Origin of the sequence: Actinomadura sp. NEAU-AAG7 (assembly GCF_018603865.1) — a bacterium.
In the GTDB taxonomy this organism is placed as follows: domain Bacteria; phylum Actinomycetota; class Actinomycetes; order Streptosporangiales; family Streptosporangiaceae; genus Spirillospora; species Spirillospora litoris.
In genome coordinates this window covers 487293-502790 of the sequence record NZ_JAHFZY010000002.1, presented here as the reverse complement: position 1 = coordinate 502790, position 15498 = coordinate 487293, and the positions used below count along the sequence as shown (strand labels likewise).

Genomic DNA, 15498 nt, shown 5'->3' with positions numbered 1-15498 from the left:
ATCTCCATGACCTCCACGACGCGGCGCGACCTCATCGGCAGGGCCGAGCCCCCGCGCGACGTCCCGGAGCGGCTCGCGTCCCAGATCGCGTTCATCGCCGAGGTGGACCGGCTGAAGACCGTCGTGCGGCGCAGCCCGCTGCTGGCCGCCGACCGGCGCGAGAACGACGCCGAGCACTCCTGGCACCTCGCGCTGATGGTCACCGTGCTCGCCGAGTACGCCGACGAGCCGATCGACGTCGCGCGGACGCTGCGGCTCGTCCTGGTGCACGACCTCGTGGAGATCTACGCGGGCGACACCTTCCTCTACGACGAGGCCGCGTCGGCCGACCAGGCCGAGCGGGAGGAGGCCGCCGCCGACGAGCTGTTCGCGCTGCTGCCGCCCGACCAGGCCGGGGCGTTCCGCGCGCTGTGGGACGAGTTCGAGGCCCGCGCGACCCCGGAGGCGCGGTTCGCCAAGGCCATGGACCGCCTCCAGCCGCTGCTGCTCAACTTCGGCAACGAGGGCGGCACCTGGCACACCCCGGGCGTCACCGAGGCCGGCGTCCGCCGCCGCAAGTCGGTGATCGGCGACGCGTCCGCGGAGCTGGGCGCCTACGCGAGCAAGCTCATCGACCTGGGCGCCCAGCGCGGCTGGCTCCGCCGCGACGGCGGCGGGGACGGCGTGGGTTCCTGACGCCGGCCGGGCGCCGATCCTCCTGGGTGGTCGAGACCTTCAGCCCATGCCCCCGGGTGACCGGGCATGGTTCGGTGGGCCCTGACACGGACTCGGCCGAAGGAGCGGACCATTACGCGGCAAGGAAAATGGGATCGATGAAGGGGAAAGGCGGGCCCGGAGCGCCGGTGGACTCCGACGTCCGCGTGGCGGTGTGCGGTGCGGGGCTGCGCGTCTGGTTCCCCTGGCCGGCACGCGCGTGCAGCGTCGTCGACGTGCGCGGGCTCCCCGCTCGGGCGAGCGTCGGGAAGGGCCTGACCATCGGGCTGGACGGGCTCCCGGAAAACGTCATGGGCCTGCTGGCGCGGGTGGAGACGCGGGCCGCGGAAATCGACGTCGCCGGCGCGGCGCTGCGGGTTCACGTGCCCGGCGGACACGCGGAATTCCAGATGGAAGGCGAGTCCACGGTCGCGCTGCGGCTTTGCGGCCGGGAACTCGTGGGCATCGACGTCCGCTTTCTTGGAAGGCCGTGACCATTCGTCCACCGGCGGTTCGGCCTGCCGTACGATCCGGCACGACGGGGCGCCGAACGGGGAGGCCGATGGACCGGCGGGAGAAGAACGGCAAGGTCGCCTGGGAACTGACGGCGGGGATCGAGGAGGAGCGGCAGCGGCTGCGGCGCGAGATCCACGACCAGATGGCGCCCGCCCTCGCGGCGTTGCGGCTGCGCTTCGACCTGGCGCGGGAGGTCGTCGCCGACGGCGCCGGCGGTCCGGACCCGCTCGATTCGCTGGATTCGGTGGACGAGGCGATCCGCAATTTGGGTGACGCGCTCTCGGGCCTCCTCGCCGCCATCGACGGCGCGTTTCCCGCCGAGTTGGCGAGGCTCGGCCTCATCGGCGCGCTCGCCGATCTGGGCGCCTTCCTCTCCCTGGCCGATCTGCGCATCGAGGCCGACGAGAACGAACTGCTGGAGATGTCGCCGGCCTGCGAGGTGGCGGCCTACAAGATAGCCGCCGAGGCGCTCACCAACGCGCGCAAATACTCCTCCGACCGCAGTGCGGTGGTGCGAATCGACCGGCAGGACGGGGACATCGTCCTCCAGGTCAGCAGCGCCATCGGCAGCGAGCGCGAGCGCCACCCCTCCTACGGCGTCGGATTCCGCTCCATGCGGGAGCGGGCCGCCGCCCTCGGCGGCAAATGCAACGTCCGCGCGACCGACGAGGGAATGGTCGTCCGGGCCCGGATCCCGTCGCGGCCGGCATGAGCGTTCCCGTTCTCATCATCGAGGACCACCCGCTCTATCTCGGCGCGCTGCGCGCGCTCTTCGAGCGCGGCGACGGATTCGAGGTGGTCGCGGAGGCCGCCACCGGCGCGGCCGCGCTGGAGGCGCTGGAGGGCCCGCGCGGCGCGCGACCGCGCGTGATCACCCTCGACCTCCATCTCCCGGACGGCTCGGGCACCGCGCTGGCGCAGCGCGTCCTGGCCGCCCATCCCCAGGTGCGGGTGCTGGTCATCAGCGCGCTGACCGACCGGGCGGCGGTGCTGTCGGCGCTGCGCGCCGGGGTGCACGGCTACCTGACCAAGGACGCCGGCAGCGAGGAGATCCGGCACGCGGTGCGGCTGGTCGCGGCCGGCGGGACGGCCTTCGGCGAGCCGATCGCCGTGCTGCTGCGCGACTGGCTGAAGGCCGACGCCGGCGCGTCCGCGAGGACGCACTTCCCGACGCTCACCGGACGCGAGACGCAGGTGCTCGACCTGCTCGCCGGGGGCCGGGAGTACGCGCAGATCGCCAGGGAGCTGGGGATCTCGGAGAAGACGGTGCGCAACCACCTCTCCAACCTGTTCGTGAAGCTGGAGGTGAACAACCGGGCGCAGGCGATCCTGGTGGCGCGCCGGGCGGGCATGGGCACCTCCTGAGCGGCCCTCCGGCGGGGCCGCCCGCGCGTCGGTCAGCGCTTTCGCGGGTCACGCCGGCGGCGTCCAGCGCGGGTCGCGGCCGAGCAGGGCGACGATGGTGTCGATCGCGGAACGGCCGGAGTCCTCGGGGAGGGGCGGGAGGTAGACGCCGCCCGGCCCGTTGAGGACGCTGCCGGGGGCGGTGTTGGCGCGGGCGAGCGGCAGCGCGGCCCGGAGCAGCCCGGCCGGTGTGTCGAGCGCGGTGCCCAGCGCGCGGGCCAGGTCCCAGCGGTGGACCAGCATGTCGACGACGTGGACGCCGAGCACCCATTCGGTCGGCGCCGGGCCCCGCCACGGGAGGTCCACGGTCGCCCCCGTCCGGTCGAGGGCCGTGAGCGAGCGCCCGGCGACACGGGCGAAGTCGTCCCGGGGGTCCTCGCCCGGTTCGAGAGGCGGCAGCACCGTCCGGGCGAGGGCCTCGTGCCGCTCGTTCATGTGGTGGAGCAGATCCGCCACCGTCCATCCCTCGCAGGGGGTCGGGTCCGCCATCGCGGCGTCGGGGATCAGCGCCACGTCGTGCCCGATCAGGGCGAGCGCCGTGGCGTCCAGGCGGAACAGGTCGGTCATGGGGGCTCCCGGTAATAGCGAACGATCGTACGCCAAAACTATAACGTACGGTCGTTCGCTATGATGGGCCCGTGTCTCCTCGCCACTCGATCGCCGAAGCGGCCCGGACGCGCGACCGGATCGTGCGGGCCGCGGTGCGGGACGCCTCGCGCCTCGGCCTGGAGGGGCTGACGGTCGGCTCGCTCGCGCGCCGGCTCGGCATGAGCAAGGCGGGCCTGATCGGCCCCTTCGGATCCCGCGAGGCGCTGCTGGCGGCGGCGCTCGACCATGCCGTGCAGATCTTCCAGGCGGCGGTCATCGCCCCGCTGGAACAGCGGCCCCCCGGCGCGGAACGGCTGGAACTGCTCATCGACCGGTGGGTGGCCTACCTGGCCGACTGCCCGTTCCCCGGCGGCTGCTTCGTGACGGCCGCCTCGTCCGAACTCGACGGCCGCCCGGGGCCGCTGCGCGACCGGCTGCGCGAGGGCGTGGCCTCCTGGCGCGCGCGGATCGCCGCCGAGGTCGCCGCGGCGCAGGCCGAGCTCCCGGGCCCGCACCGTCCCGCGGAGGAGGTCGCCGTGACCCTGGTCGGCCTCTCGATGGCCCTCAACCAGGAGGTCCAGCTGCTGGAGGACCGCGAGGCCGCCCCCCGCGCCCGCGCGGCCATGCGGCATGCCGCGGGGCTGCGTCCCTGAGCGCCGGAGAACCGCGAAACCCGCGAGAGTAACGCGGGCCGGAGTGGTCCGTAACCCCCCAATATTTGGGGATGGGCCGGGGGAGTCGTCCGGAACAGGATGTGCGTCATTCGGATCCGCATCATCCGACCAAGGGAAGCGAAATGAAACGGACGACTCGCGTGTTGGGGGCGGCGCTGGCGTTGCTTTTCGTCGGTGTCGGCAACGGCACGGCGTTCGCGCAGCCGGCGCAACCCGCACAGCCCGCGAAGACCACCCGGACCGCGAAGGCCGCCGACGCGAAGATCCTGGCGGTACGGCACTTCTACAACGACCGGTTCCAGCGTTGTCTGGACGCCGACACCAACACCGGCGGCAACGGCGGCATCGTCCAGCTGTGGGACTGCGGCCCCTGGAACCAGCAGGACTGGGAGGTCTGGCCGGACGGCCACATCTACAACTCGCGCTTCCAGAAGTGCCTGGACGCCGACACCAACACCGGGGGCAACGGCGGCAAGGTCCAGCTCTGGGGCTGCGGCCCCTGGAACCAGCAATGGTGGGACATCTGGCCCGACGGCCACCTCTACAACAGGCGTTTCCAGCGGTGCCTGGACGCCGACACCAACACCGGCGGCAACGGCGGCATCGTCCAGTTGTGGGACTGCGGTCCCTGGAACCAGCAGTGGTGGCGATAAGCGGGGCCGCGAGGCAACCGGGAACTATCCGCCCCGGATGTTCCCCCGCCCGGCGCGGTGGGGCACAGTACCTCTCGACACTGCCAGTCACGCAGAGTTAGGGAGCGAGTGCAATGGGCTGTGAGGTATACCGCTGCGGTCCCAACATCGCCGTCGGCGAGCTGACCGCCGAGGAGGCGGAACGCCTCCAGCGGATGGAGCGGCCTCAGGCCGAGGACGAGTCGGCCAGTTGACCGCGCAGGACAGGTACCAACGGAGCGGTCCCCTCCCCCGGGAGGGGGCCCTCTGGTGCGCGGACCACTTCCGCGGCGCCCGCGGTTTCCGGGCCGCCGCGCCGCACGCCGGAGAACGCGCGTTCCCGCTGCCGCGCGCCAGGGCCCTCATCGAGGCGGCGCTGGACGAGGCGGCGCTGCGCCCCCGGCTGACCGATCTTCGCGGCGCCTGGCGCTGCCACCTCTCCCATCCCGACGGCACCCCCGTCCGCGACGGGGTGGGCGCGGGGAAGGGAGACCCGCAGTCCGCGCAGGTCGGGGCCCTGTACGAGGCGCTGGAGCACCACCGCGGCGCCGCCCTCCCCGCGCGCGGCGAACCGGTCGAGCTGCTCACCGCCGCCCAACTCGCCGGCACCGACCTGGCGCGGGACCCGGCCCTGGAGCCGCTCGCCGCGTCCGGCGGGCCGGGGGCGGCGGCGTGCCGGCGCTACACCGCGCTGGACCACTCCGGCCGCACGCTCCCGGTGCCGGTGTTCCTCACCAACCCCGCCTACCTGGAATGCCCGGCCGACCGCCGCCACGAGCTGGGGGACGTCCTCGACTACGCCCCGCTGAGCCGGTTCAGCACCAACAGCGGCACCGCGATCGGCGCGACCCGCGACGAGGCCCTGGTGCACGCCCTGGCCGAGGCGGTGGAACGTGACGCCTTCTCCTTGCTGCTGGCCGGAACGTTCCTGCTCGCCCGCCCGTCGCCGCTGCGGCTGGTGCGTCCGGCGAGCCTGCCCGACCACCTCCAGGAGCTCTACCTGAGCGCCGGATGGCACGCCGGAGGCTCGGTCGCGTTGATCGACATGACCAGCGACCTGGGCGTTCCGGCGTTCTGCGCGCACACCTCCCGCGACGGGAGGGCGGCGCAGGGGCAGGGCGCGTCGCTGTCGGCCGAGCACGCGGTGCGGCGGGCGCTGAACGAGCTGATCCAGGTCGTCGCGATCCGGCGCGGCGAGCGGAACCCGCCGGCGGACCTCCGCGCGGTGGAAAGCCACCCGCGCCTGCTGGAGGCGGCACGCGCCGACTTCGACCCGCATCTGGCCGGTGCCCGCCCGCGCGACTTCCTCCCGACCGGCGCGCCCGCCGCGCCCCGCGAGCACCTCCAGCGCCTCACGGCCACGCTCACCGGCTACGGGTACCGCCCCTACGGCCGGGTCCTGCGCACCGAGCCCAACGGCGTGAGCACGGTGTCGGTGTTCGTGCCCGGTCTGGAACGCTTCTTCGCGGTCACCGCCGGTGCCTGCGTCGTCCCCGGCCCGCGCGGCCGCGCCCTCGGCCCCGGATGACCTCCCACGACGTGGTCGTCGTCGGCGGCGGGCCCGCCGGGCTCAGCGCCGCGCTGGTGCTGGCCCGCGCCTGCCGCGCCGTGGCCGTCGTCGACGCCGGGCGGCCCCGCAACGCCGCGTCCGCCCACGTCCACGGCGTGCTGGGGCTTCCCGACCTGTCGCCGCAGGTCCTTCTGGAGGTGGGCCGCGCGCAGGTCCTCGCCTACGGCGTCGACGTGCTGGAGGGGACGGCCCGCACGGCGCGGCCGCGTCCCGAGGGCGGGTTCGCCGTCACCCTGTCCGACGGCAGGGTCCTCGCCGGGACGCATCTGCTGCTCGCCACCGGCACCGTCGACGAGCTGCCCGACATTCCCGGCCTGGCCCCGCGCTGGGGGCGCGACGCCGTCGCCTGCCCGCACTGCCACGGCTGGGAACTGCGCGGCCGCGCGATCGCGATCCTGGGCGGTGGCCGCGCGGACGCCCGCCGGGCCCTGATGTGGCGGCAGTGGACCCCGAACCTCACCCTGATCACCGCTCCCGACCACCCGCCCGCCCCGTCCGACCTCGAACGGCTGGGCGCGCGGGGCATCACCGTCCTCGACGGCCCCGTCACCGAGGTGATCGCCGCCGCCGACCGGCTCTGCGGGGTGCGGCTGGGCGACGGGACGTCCGTCCCGATCCGCGCCCTGGTGGTGGCCCCGTGCTTCCGGGCCCGCGCCGACCTGCTGGACGGCCTCGGCCTGCGCCCCACCGAGCTGACGGTCGGCGGCCGGGTCGTCGGCACCGTCATCGCGACCGACGGCGCCGGACGCACCGCCGTGCCGGGGGTCTGGGCCGCCGGGGACGGCGCGTCCCCGCTGGAGCGGGTCGTCGCGGTCACCGCCGACGGCGCGGCGGTCGCGTCCGCGATCAACGCGGCCCTCACCGACGGGTCGCACCCGGAGCACTCCGCTGGGGAGCCGTGACCTCCGCATGGGCCGACATGCGTTTTCTTAATGATCTGCCGCGCATATTCCCATGGAACAGGTAATGGGCCGCTCCCGCCCCGAGTTCGTGGTCCCATGAGTTCGGAGAAGGAGATCACCGGGGAATTCGCGCAGAAAGAATCGACGATATGAGACATGGGTTGATTCGCGTGGTCGCGTCGATCGGGGCCGTGCTGGCCGTCGCGTCGACCGGGCACGCCGTGGCCGCGCCCGCGGGCCCGGGGCCGGGGCCGGTCCTGGTGGACGAGCCGTTCACCCGCGCCACCGCCGACTCGCGCTTCATCGGATACGGCGCCGCCTGCCTGACGGGCGCCGCGCGGGGGAACGCGCCGCAGGAGGGCGCGAACCACGCGCTCTCGGGCTGCCGCCGGGATCCGGCCGGTCCGGTGCCGCCGGGCGGCGCCGCGCCGCGCGGCTACCTCCAGCTCACCGACGCCCACCCCGAGGTGACCGGCGCCGTGATGTTCGACTCGCCCGTCCCGGCGCGGGACGGGCTGGAGGTGACCTTCGAGCAGTGGCAGTACGGCAACACCACCCGGGCGCCCGCCGACGGCATCTCGTTCTTCCTCACCGACGGCGCGCGGTCGCTGCACACTCCGGGCGCGTTCGGCGGAAGCCTCGGATATGCGCAGAAACTGCCGGGCGGCAGGTCGGACGCGCACTTCGTCCCCGGCGTCAGCGGCGGATACCTCGGCCTCGGATTCGACGTGCTGGGGGAGTACTTCGGCGACGGGGAAAGGCGCGGGAACGGCTGCGAGCGGCGTTCCCCGGCCGGGACGGAGTTCCGCGCGCCCGCTCCCGGGCCCAACATCGTGACCGCGCGCGGCCCCGGGAACGGCATCGACGGCTACTGCCTGCTCGACGCCACGACGAGCAACAGGTCGTCCACCGGCCCCTGGACGTCGAGCCTGCCCGGACGCCTGCATGGCGACCTGAGGACGATGCCCGCCAGGGTCACCGCGAAGAAGGCCGAGAGCCTGCTGGAGCCGGTGAAGCGGGTCGTTCGCGTCGTCGTGACGCCCGCGCCGAACCCGGTGGTCACGGTCGACATCGACTTCCAGGACGACGAGGGCTTCCAGCGGGTCCTGCGGTTCCCGGCCCCGCAGCCGGTCCCGGCGGCCTACCGGTTCGGGTTCGCCGCGTCCACCGGGCCGCTCACCGATGTGCAGCTCATCCGGAAGGTCGTCCTGCGCGCCCAGCGCCCGGCCGGAGACGAGGAGTCGTCCGAGTCCGAGGACGAATGAGCGGGCCGGGGTCCCGGCGGTGGGCCCGGAGCGCGGTGACCTTCGTCCCGAGCATGTCGCGCGCCCTCGGCAGGCGCTGGGCCGGGAACTCGGTCGGGGTGTCGTGGTCGGGGACGAGCCGCGGGGTGGTGCCCCGATCGGCGATCCGCGCCGAGGTGATCGTGAGTTCGTAGTGGGCCCACACCATGGCGGCGCCGGGCAGCCTGCGAGCCGTGGCGTGGACGAGGTAGACGTCGGACAGGGCGGTGACGATCAGCAGCGCGGGCGCGTCGCGGTCGAGGTTGACCGCGGTGGGGTCGGTCGGCCAGACCGACACCCGCAGGTGCCGGTCGCCGACGACGCGCAGTTCGCCCCAGTCCGGGACGCAGACCTGGGGCAGCCCGTCGGCGCCACAGGTGATCATGACGACGGGACGTTGCCGGGACGGGGAGTTGGTGATCGCTTTGACGGCGGCTGGGAGCACCTCGGGTGAGAACGACATCGGTGTGTCCGCCCTTACGTCGAAGGTCCGCCGGCCCGGCGTGCGGCCGAGCCGGTCTTGCTATGAATCCTTCCCGATATTGTTCGATCATACATTCGAGAGTGCTAACGATCACACGGCTTTTTTCGAGTGGCGCCACGCGTGGGGCGCCCGTTTACCCTGGTGCTGCATGGCCCAAACCACAGCCGGGCCCACTACCGGGGCCGTTGTGAAACGGCGCCGATCGTGGGCCCGGCTGTTCGATTGAGGGTCAGCCGACCGCCCGCTTCACAAGGTCGCTGATCACGGCCTCGTTCGCGGCGTCCAGGGCCGTCAGCGCGTAGGTCGTCGGCCACAGCGTGCCGTCGTCGAGCGCGGCCACGTCGCTGAAGCCGAGCGTCGCGTACCGCGACTTGAACTTCTGCGCGCTCTGGAAGAAGCACAGCACCTTGCCGTCCTTGGCGTAGGCGGGCATCCCGTACCAGGTCCGCGGGACGAGGCCCGGCGCGACCGAGGCGATGATCTCGTGCAGCCGCTCGGCGAGCACCCGGTCGGCCTCCGGCATCTCGGCGATCTTCTCGCGGACGTCGCGCTCCCCCTCCTCCCTGGCCTTGGCCTCGGACGCGCTGCGCCGCGCGGCCTTCTTCAGCTCCTTGGCGTGCTCCTTCATCGCGGCCCGCTCGTCCTCGGAGAACCCGTCGAAGTTCTTGCCGGTCGCGGCGTCGCCCTTGGCGGCCTTCGGTGTCTCGCTCATGATGGGAATCCCCTTCTCTCGGTTTCTCGCTGGCGGGCCCTCGGCGGAGGGCCGTCCTTCTGGTCTGGTTATCCCCAGGCCCCGGCGATCTGCCGGGTGGTGGCGTTGAGCCGGTTGAACAGGTTGGTGAGCGCGATCATGAGGACGATCGCGGCGAGCTGCTTCTCGTCGTAGTAGGTGGCGGCGGCGTCCCAGGTCTCGTCGTCCACCGCGTCCGGGCGGTCGGCCAGCCGCGTCGCGGCCTCGGCCAGCGCCAGCGCCGCCCGCTCCTCGTCGGTGAAGTAGGGGGCCTCGCGCCAGGCGGCGACCAGGGCCAGCTTGTCGTCGCCCACGCCGGCCTTGCGGGCCGACTTGACGCCGCTGTCGACGCACGGGCTGCACCCGTTGATCTGGCTGGCCCGCAGGTGCACCAGCTCCAGCGTCTGCTGGTCCACCCCGCCGGAGTGCGCGGCCTTGAACAGCTCCTGGATCGGCCGCATCGCACCGGTCAGGACGGCGGCGGGGTTCTGCATCCGGGACTGCATCTCGGTGTTCTCCTTCGTGTGATCGGCCGCCCCGTTCCCTCGGGGCATGGCTCCATCACAGCGGGACGGGCCGCGCATGCCGATGGCCGTGGGACACCGTGGGACAGTCGAAACACCCCTGAGCAGGGCTAATCTATCCAGAAGAGTTGTACCGGCATGGGACAGGGAGGCACCGGGCGGATGACCGTGGAACACCGGACACCGCAGGCCGGCCCGCGCGCGGACCCCCGGGACGAGCTGGCCGCCCGGCTGCGCCTGCTCCAGGAGGTGTCCGAGCGCGGAGTCCGCGCCCTCGCGCGCGACGCCGGCCTCAGCTCGTCGTCGCTGTCGCGCTACCTCGGCGGCCAGACCGTGCCGCCCTGGCCCGCCGTGATCGCGCTGTGCCGCCTCGTCCAGCGCGACCCGCGCCCGCTGCGCCCGCTCTGGGAGCGCGCGGCGAACCCGCTGCCCGCGCCGCCGAAGACGAGCCGCCAGGTCCAGCCGCCGTCGCCGCCCGCCGGGGCGCCGCGCCCGCCCCGCAACGACCTGCCGCGCGACCTGCCCGACTTCACCGGGCGCGAGGCCGAGCTGGCCGCCGTCCTCGCCGCCGTGGAGGCCGACCGGGTCGTCGCGCTCGACGGCATGGCGGGCGTCGGCAAGACCTGCCTCGCGGTGCGCGCCGCGCACCGGCTCGCCGCCGCCTACCCCGACGCCCAGCTCTATGTCGACCTGCACGGGTTCACCGCCGGGCGCGAGCCGCTCGACCCCGACGCCGCGCTGCGGACGCTGCTCGCCGCCCTCGACGTCCCGTCCGAGAAGATCCCGCAGGAGGGCGGCATCGAGCCGCTGGCCGCATGCTGGCGCTCGGAGCTGGCGCACCGGCGGGCCGTCGTGGTGCTCGACAACGCCGCGGGCGCCGAGCAGGTCCGGCCGCTGCTGCCGGGCGCCGGGCCGTCGGTCGCGCTGATCACCAGCCGCAACCGCCTGCTGGGCCTGGACGAGGTGCCCCCGGTGTCGCTGGACGTGCTCTCCCCGCGCGAGAGCGCCGAGCTGCTGGCCCGCGCCAGCGGCGACCCGGGCGGGGCCGAGGGGCGGCTGGCCCGCGACCCGGAGTCGGCCGCCGAGGTGCTGCGGCTGTGCGGGCACCTCCCGCTGGCCCTGCGGCTGGCCGCCGCCCGGCTGCGGCACCGGCCCGGCTGGACGGTGGGCGTCCTCGTCGAGCGGCTGGCGGAGGGCGCGTCGGAGTTCGACACCGCGTTCGCCATGTCGGTCCGGCAGCTCGACCGGGCGCGGCGCCGCTTCTTCCTGCTGCTGGGGCTGGTGCCCGGCTCGTCCTTCGACGAGTACGTCGCGGCGGCGCTCGCGGACCTGCCGGTGCGCGACGCACGGGAGATGCTGGAGGACCTGCTGGACGCGCACCTCGTCCAGCAGCCCGCGGCGGGCCGCTACCGGCTGCACGACCTGGTACGCCAGCACGCGCGCCGCGCCGCGTCCGAGCATGACGATCAGCTTTCCGGTGGGGGGACGACCCCCCACACCCCCCGGAACAGCCAGTTCTCCGGTGGGGGGACGACCCCCCACGCCCCCCGGAACAGCCTTTTGGAGTCCGAGCGCGCACTCACCCGCGTCCTCGACTACTACGTGCACGCGGCGGCCGCCGCGGACGCCGCGATGTCGCACGCGGTGCCCGGCCGCGCGGCCTCGGCGAGCCGCCCCCCGGCCGACCTGCCCCGCTTCGCGGGCAAGCACGCCGCGCTGTTCTGGTTCGGCACCGAGTACACCAACCTGATGGCCGTCTTCGAGACGGCGGTCGCCACCGGGGCCGACCGGCACGTCTGCGAGCTGCCGCGCGTCATGCGCGCGTTCTTCGCGCGGCGCTGCGGCACCACGCACCTCAACGTCCTGTTCGAGCGCTCGCTGATCGCCGCGCGGCGGCTGGGCGACCCGCGGCTGCTCGCCGACGCGCACAGCGACCTCGGCTTCGCCCGCTACAACGCGGGCCGGATGGCGGAGGCGGGCGCGGCCTACGAGGCGGCGGCGCCGCTGGTGACGGAGTCGGGGGACGCCTGGGCGGAGGCCGAGCTGACCATGCGGCTCGGCTACCTGAGGTGGGACGAGGGGCACGTCGAGGAGCCGCTCGGCCTGTTCCGGCGGGCGGGCGAGCTGTACGGCGCCGCCGGCTGCCCGGCGGGCCGGACCCACGCGATCGCCTACGAGGCGTGGGCGCTGCTCCAGCTCGGGCAGCGCGAGGAGGCGGCGCGGCTGGCCCGCGGGGCGCTGGACGTCCCGCACGCCGACCCCGCCTGGCCGCCGACGCTCACCGCCCGGATCACCCTCGGCGTGGCCATCGCCCAGGAGTGCCCGGACGAGGCGTCCGAGCACCTGCGCCAGGCCCTGGAGCTGGCCCGCGAGGACGGGCACAAGCACAACGAGGCGTGGTGCCTCAACTGCCTGGGCGTCGCGCTGCGCCAGATGGGCCGCTACGAGGAGGCCCTCGCCAGCCACCGGCAGGCGTTCGCCCTGCTGGAGGAGCTGTTCGAGGAGCACTGGAAGATCCACTTCCTCGACGCCTACGGCGAGACGTGCCGCCTGGCGGGCCTGCCCGAGCAGGCGCTGCGGCTGCACCGCGAGGCGCTCGACCTGGCCCCGAAGGTCGGCTCCCGGCACAAGGAGGCGCGGGCCCACGAGGGGATCGCCGCCGTCCTCGCCGAAACCGACCCGGGCGCCGCTGCCGAGCACCGCGCCGCCGGCCAGGCCATCCTGCGCGAACTGGCGGCGGACGCCCCGTCCTAGGGTTTTAGGGCTGGCCGCGTTCTCAGGGTTCTGAGAGTGGGCCGCGCAGCGACCTCAACCTTCACGCGAGTGCGTGACCTGACCGGTGGGGCGACGCCGGAGGCGAGCCCCGCCGGGAAGATCGCGAAGCGATGCCGCACTCGCCGAAGGCGCGGTCACACCGCGAGCCGCCAGGCGAGTGGTGTGGGCCGTGACTTCATGAGTACAGCCGCCAGGCGCGGGGTGTGGGCCGTGACTTCATGAACACAGACGCAGGATCGGGTCGAGCAGGCCGGGGAAGCGGTCGCCGAGGTCGCCGTAGCGCGGCCGGATCCGCCGGTGCCGCCCGTCGACGAGCACGCTGACCAGCCCGGCCTCGCGGAGGATCCGCCAGTGGTTGGTCATCGTGGACAGCGGCACGTTCATGCCCTCGGCGAGGGCGGAGCAGTGCGAGTCGGGACTGGCCCACGCGCGCCGCACCAGCTCCAGCCGCACCGGATCGCCGAGCGCGTGCAGCACCGGCGGCAGCGTCATCGACTCGCGGGCGGGCTCGGGTAGCAGTCGCATGGCTCGACGATACCCCATGGTTCGACAGTACGAGATTATCGAACTATGTTGTGGGACGGCACTTCGCCTCACGAAGGGAACAGCGTTGTCCGCACCCGAAAACGCATCACCCGCAGGCGGAGGAATTCCCCTGAAACGGGGCGTGCTGCTCGCCGTCGCCTGCCTCGGACAGTTCATGGTGCTGCTCGACAGCACGATCGTCGGCGCCGCCCTGCCCGACATGCAGGAGCGGCTGCACACGCGGTTGAGCGGCCTGCAATGGATCGTCGACTCCTACGTCCTGCTGGTCGCGATGCTGCTGCTGTCGGGCGGCGTGTTCGCCGACCGGTTCGGCCGCAAGCGCGTGTTCCTCGCGGGTGTGGCGGTGTTCACCGCCGCGTCCGTGCTGTGCTCGGCCGCGCCCACGCTCGGCTGGCTGATCGCCGGACGGGTGCTCCAGGGCGTCGGCGCCGCCGCGCTGAGCCCCGCCTCACTGGCCCTGCTCGCCGCCGCCTATCCCGTCCCGCAGGAACGGGTGAGGGCGATCGGACTGTGGGCCGGATTCAGCGGAATCGGCCTCGCCGCCGGGCCGCTGGCCGGTGGCATTCTGGTGGACGCCTTCAGCTGGCCCGCCATTTTCCTCGTCAATGTCCCGATCGGCGCGATCCTTCTCCTGGCCGGTCTCCGCGTCCTGGCGGAGTCGCGCAACCCGGACGCGCCGGCGATCGACGTCCCCGGGACGGTCCTGTCCGTGCTCGGGGTGGGCGTGCTGACCTACGGGCTGATCGAGGGCGGCTCCCGGGGCTGGACCTCGCCGCCGATCCTCGGCTCCTTCGCCGCCGGGGTCGTGCTGCTGGCCGCCTTCGTCGCGTTCGAGGCGCGCACCGCGACGCCGATGCTGCCGCTGCGGCTGTTCCGGCAGCGGCTGTTCACCGTCGCCAACACCGCGATGGTCGTGGTCGGCTTCGCGCTCATGGGGTCGGCGTTCTTCTTCTCGCAGTTCTTCGTCTACGTCCAGGGGGCGTCGATCCTGCGCGCCGGGCTCCAGACCCTGCCCAGCTCCCTCGCGATGGTGGTCGTCAGCCCGTTCGCGGGACGGCTCGCCGCCAGGTACGGCTTCCGGATCGTCGTCACCGCCGGCCTGGTGCTGGCCGGGCTGGGACTGCTGACGATGGGTTTCGCCCACGCGGATACCGCGTATGCGAACGTGTGGTGGCGGTTGGCCGTCGTCGGCGTCGGGTTCGCGCTGACCATGTCGCCGCTGACCGGCGCCGCCATCCAGGCGGTCGGCCCGCGGGAGGGCGGGCTCGCGTCCGGCATCAGCAGCACCACCCGGCAGATCGGCGCGGTGCTGGGCGTGGCGGTGCTCGGCGCCGTCGTCCGCGCCCGGGAGTCCGGCGGCGCGTCGTTCGGGGCCGGGCTCGACAGCGCGTTCCTCACGGCCGGGGCGGTCACCCTGGTCAGCGCGGTGTTCACCGGGCTGTGGCTGGTCAGGTCGGAGCCCGCGCGGCCCCGGCCGCCGCGCCAGGAGGCAGCCGAGTCGTCCGCGGCCACGTCGTCCTCCTGACCCGCAGGGCCATCAGGACATTACTCTTCGACCATGCCAAGCCGACCGTGAGGGCAGTGTCACCCTGCGGTGATGGGGGGACCACGGAAAGGCGGCGACCCCCTTTCAGCGAGACAAGGTCCGGCTGGTCTTCGACGCCCTGGACGGCGACGGCGACGGCACCCTCCGCGAGTCCGACTTCGAGGACCTCGCCCGCCGGTGGGCGGCGACCCGGGTCGCGGGCGACGAGGAGCGCCTGCTGGCGGCGATGCGCGGCTGGTGGACGACGCTGGCCGCGCACTCCCGGGCGTCCGACGCGGTCGCGATCGAGGACGTGCTGACCGTCGTGGACCTGCTCACCACCATGTCCGAGGCGGTCACCACGACCGCCTCGCTCATGTTCGAGGCCGTGGACGAGAACGGCGACGGCCGCATCTCGCCGGCGGAGTACCGGCGGATGATCGAGGCGTGGAGCGGCGGCCGCGCCGACGTCGCCGACACCTTCGCCCTGCTCGACACCGACGGCGACGGCGTGATCTCCCGCGAGGAGTTCGCCGCCCACTGGTTCGAGTTCTGGGCCGGGGACGACCCCGCCGCCCCGGGCAGCCGGGTCTTCGGCCGCGTCCCGGGCTGA

Annotated in this window: 17 protein-coding genes; 12 read left to right on the top strand and 5 right to left on the bottom strand. The window is 73.7% G+C overall.

Translation table 11 applies throughout. The features are described 5' to 3' along the window. Window positions 1–6: 6 nt before the first annotated feature. From KLI87_RS11700 to KLI87_RS11685, 4 genes are all read left to right on the top strand, one after another. Complete coding sequence (locus KLI87_RS11700) at window positions 7–675, top strand: HD family hydrolase (protein WP_214616965.1); 669 nt, start codon at window positions 7–9, stop codon at window positions 673–675. Between the two features lie 167 nt (window positions 676–842). Beyond that, window positions 843–1187 carry a hypothetical protein gene (locus KLI87_RS11695; RefSeq protein WP_156217830.1) on the top strand — a complete coding sequence of 115 codons (345 nt, stop codon included), beginning with the start codon at window positions 843–845 and terminating at the stop codon, window positions 1185–1187. Between the two features lie 68 nt (window positions 1188–1255). Continuing rightward, window positions 1256–1921 (top strand): sensor histidine kinase, encoded by a 666-nt coding sequence (locus tag KLI87_RS11690; protein WP_214616964.1) that lies wholly within the window; start codon window positions 1256–1258, stop codon window positions 1919–1921. Continuing rightward, a complete protein-coding gene (locus KLI87_RS11685; RefSeq protein ID WP_214616963.1) occupies window positions 1918–2574 on the top strand; it encodes a response regulator transcription factor in 657 nt (218 codons plus the stop codon). Before KLI87_RS11690 ends, KLI87_RS11685 begins: the two co-directional genes overlap by 4 nt. A 48-nt stretch (window positions 2575–2622) precedes the next feature. Here the strand turns inward: KLI87_RS11685 and KLI87_RS11680 are convergent, their stop codons facing one another. Beyond that, window positions 2623–3180: a TIGR03086 family metal-binding protein gene (locus KLI87_RS11680; protein ID WP_156217833.1), complete on the bottom strand. Its 558-nt coding sequence runs from the start codon at window positions 3178–3180 to the stop codon at window positions 2623–2625. A 71-nt stretch (window positions 3181–3251) separates the two neighbouring features. Here KLI87_RS11680 and KLI87_RS11675 point away from each other — a divergent pair, with 71 nt between their 5' ends. From KLI87_RS11675 to KLI87_RS11655, 5 genes are all read left to right on the top strand, one after another. Continuing rightward, on the top strand, window positions 3252–3854 hold the full coding sequence (locus tag KLI87_RS11675) for a TetR/AcrR family transcriptional regulator (RefSeq protein ID WP_308165975.1): 603 nt from the start codon (window positions 3252–3254) through the stop codon (window positions 3852–3854). Window positions 3855–3997: 143 nt separating this feature from the next. Then, the gene (locus KLI87_RS11670) at window positions 3998–4528 is read left to right on the top strand and encodes an RICIN domain-containing protein (RefSeq protein WP_214616962.1); all 531 of its coding nucleotides are present in this window, start codon (window positions 3998–4000) and stop codon (window positions 4526–4528) included. Between the two features lie 229 nt (window positions 4529–4757). Continuing rightward, window positions 4758–6074 carry a YcaO-like family protein gene (locus KLI87_RS11665; protein ID WP_214616961.1) on the top strand — a complete coding sequence of 439 codons (1317 nt, stop codon included), beginning with the start codon at window positions 4758–4760 and terminating at the stop codon, window positions 6072–6074. Further along, window positions 6071–7018, top strand: coding sequence for an NAD(P)/FAD-dependent oxidoreductase (locus KLI87_RS11660; protein ID WP_214616960.1), 948 nt, complete (start codon window positions 6071–6073; stop codon window positions 7016–7018). The genes KLI87_RS11665 and KLI87_RS11660 overlap by 4 nt, the downstream gene beginning before the upstream one ends. A 149-nt stretch (window positions 7019–7167) precedes the next feature. After that, window positions 7168–8283, top strand: coding sequence for a hypothetical protein (locus KLI87_RS11655; RefSeq protein ID WP_214616959.1), 1116 nt, complete (start codon window positions 7168–7170; stop codon window positions 8281–8283). Here the strand turns inward: KLI87_RS11655 and KLI87_RS11650 are convergent. The 3 genes from KLI87_RS11650 to KLI87_RS11640 form a co-directional block, all read right to left on the bottom strand. Beyond that, the gene (locus tag KLI87_RS11650; RefSeq protein WP_214616958.1) at window positions 8210–8764 is read right to left on the bottom strand and encodes a hypothetical protein; all 555 of its coding nucleotides are present in this window, start codon (window positions 8762–8764) and stop codon (window positions 8210–8212) included. The genes KLI87_RS11655 and KLI87_RS11650 overlap by 74 nt on opposite strands. 250 nt (window positions 8765–9014) lie before the next feature. Further along, window positions 9015–9497 (bottom strand): iron chaperone, encoded by a 483-nt coding sequence (locus KLI87_RS11645; RefSeq protein WP_156217839.1) that lies wholly within the window; start codon window positions 9495–9497, stop codon window positions 9015–9017. 68 nt (window positions 9498–9565) lie between these two features. Beyond that, entirely contained in the window at window positions 9566–10021 is a 456-nt protein-coding gene (locus KLI87_RS11640) for a carboxymuconolactone decarboxylase family protein (protein ID WP_214616957.1), read from the bottom strand. A 180-nt stretch (window positions 10022–10201) separates the two neighbouring features. On the opposite strand from KLI87_RS11640, the gene KLI87_RS11635 reads away from it, so the two are divergent. Next, entirely contained in the window at window positions 10202–12793 is a 2592-nt protein-coding gene (locus KLI87_RS11635) for a tetratricopeptide repeat protein (protein ID WP_214616956.1), read from the top strand. Between the two features lie 237 nt (window positions 12794–13030). Here the strand turns inward: KLI87_RS11635 and KLI87_RS11630 are convergent, their stop codons facing one another. Next, window positions 13031–13339, bottom strand: a complete 309-nt coding sequence (locus tag KLI87_RS11630; protein WP_156217841.1) for a helix-turn-helix transcriptional regulator — start codon at window positions 13337–13339, stop codon at window positions 13031–13033. A 142-nt stretch (window positions 13340–13481) separates the two neighbouring features. On the opposite strand from KLI87_RS11630, the gene KLI87_RS11625 reads away from it, so the two are divergent. Next, window positions 13482–14885 carry a DHA2 family efflux MFS transporter permease subunit gene (locus KLI87_RS11625; protein ID WP_214616955.1) on the top strand — a complete coding sequence of 468 codons (1404 nt, stop codon included), beginning with the start codon at window positions 13482–13484 and terminating at the stop codon, window positions 14883–14885. A 247-nt stretch (window positions 14886–15132) separates the two neighbouring features. Beyond that, the gene (locus KLI87_RS11620) at window positions 15133–15498 is read left to right on the top strand and encodes an EF-hand domain-containing protein (protein WP_250903744.1); all 366 of its coding nucleotides are present in this window, start codon (window positions 15133–15135) and stop codon (window positions 15496–15498) included.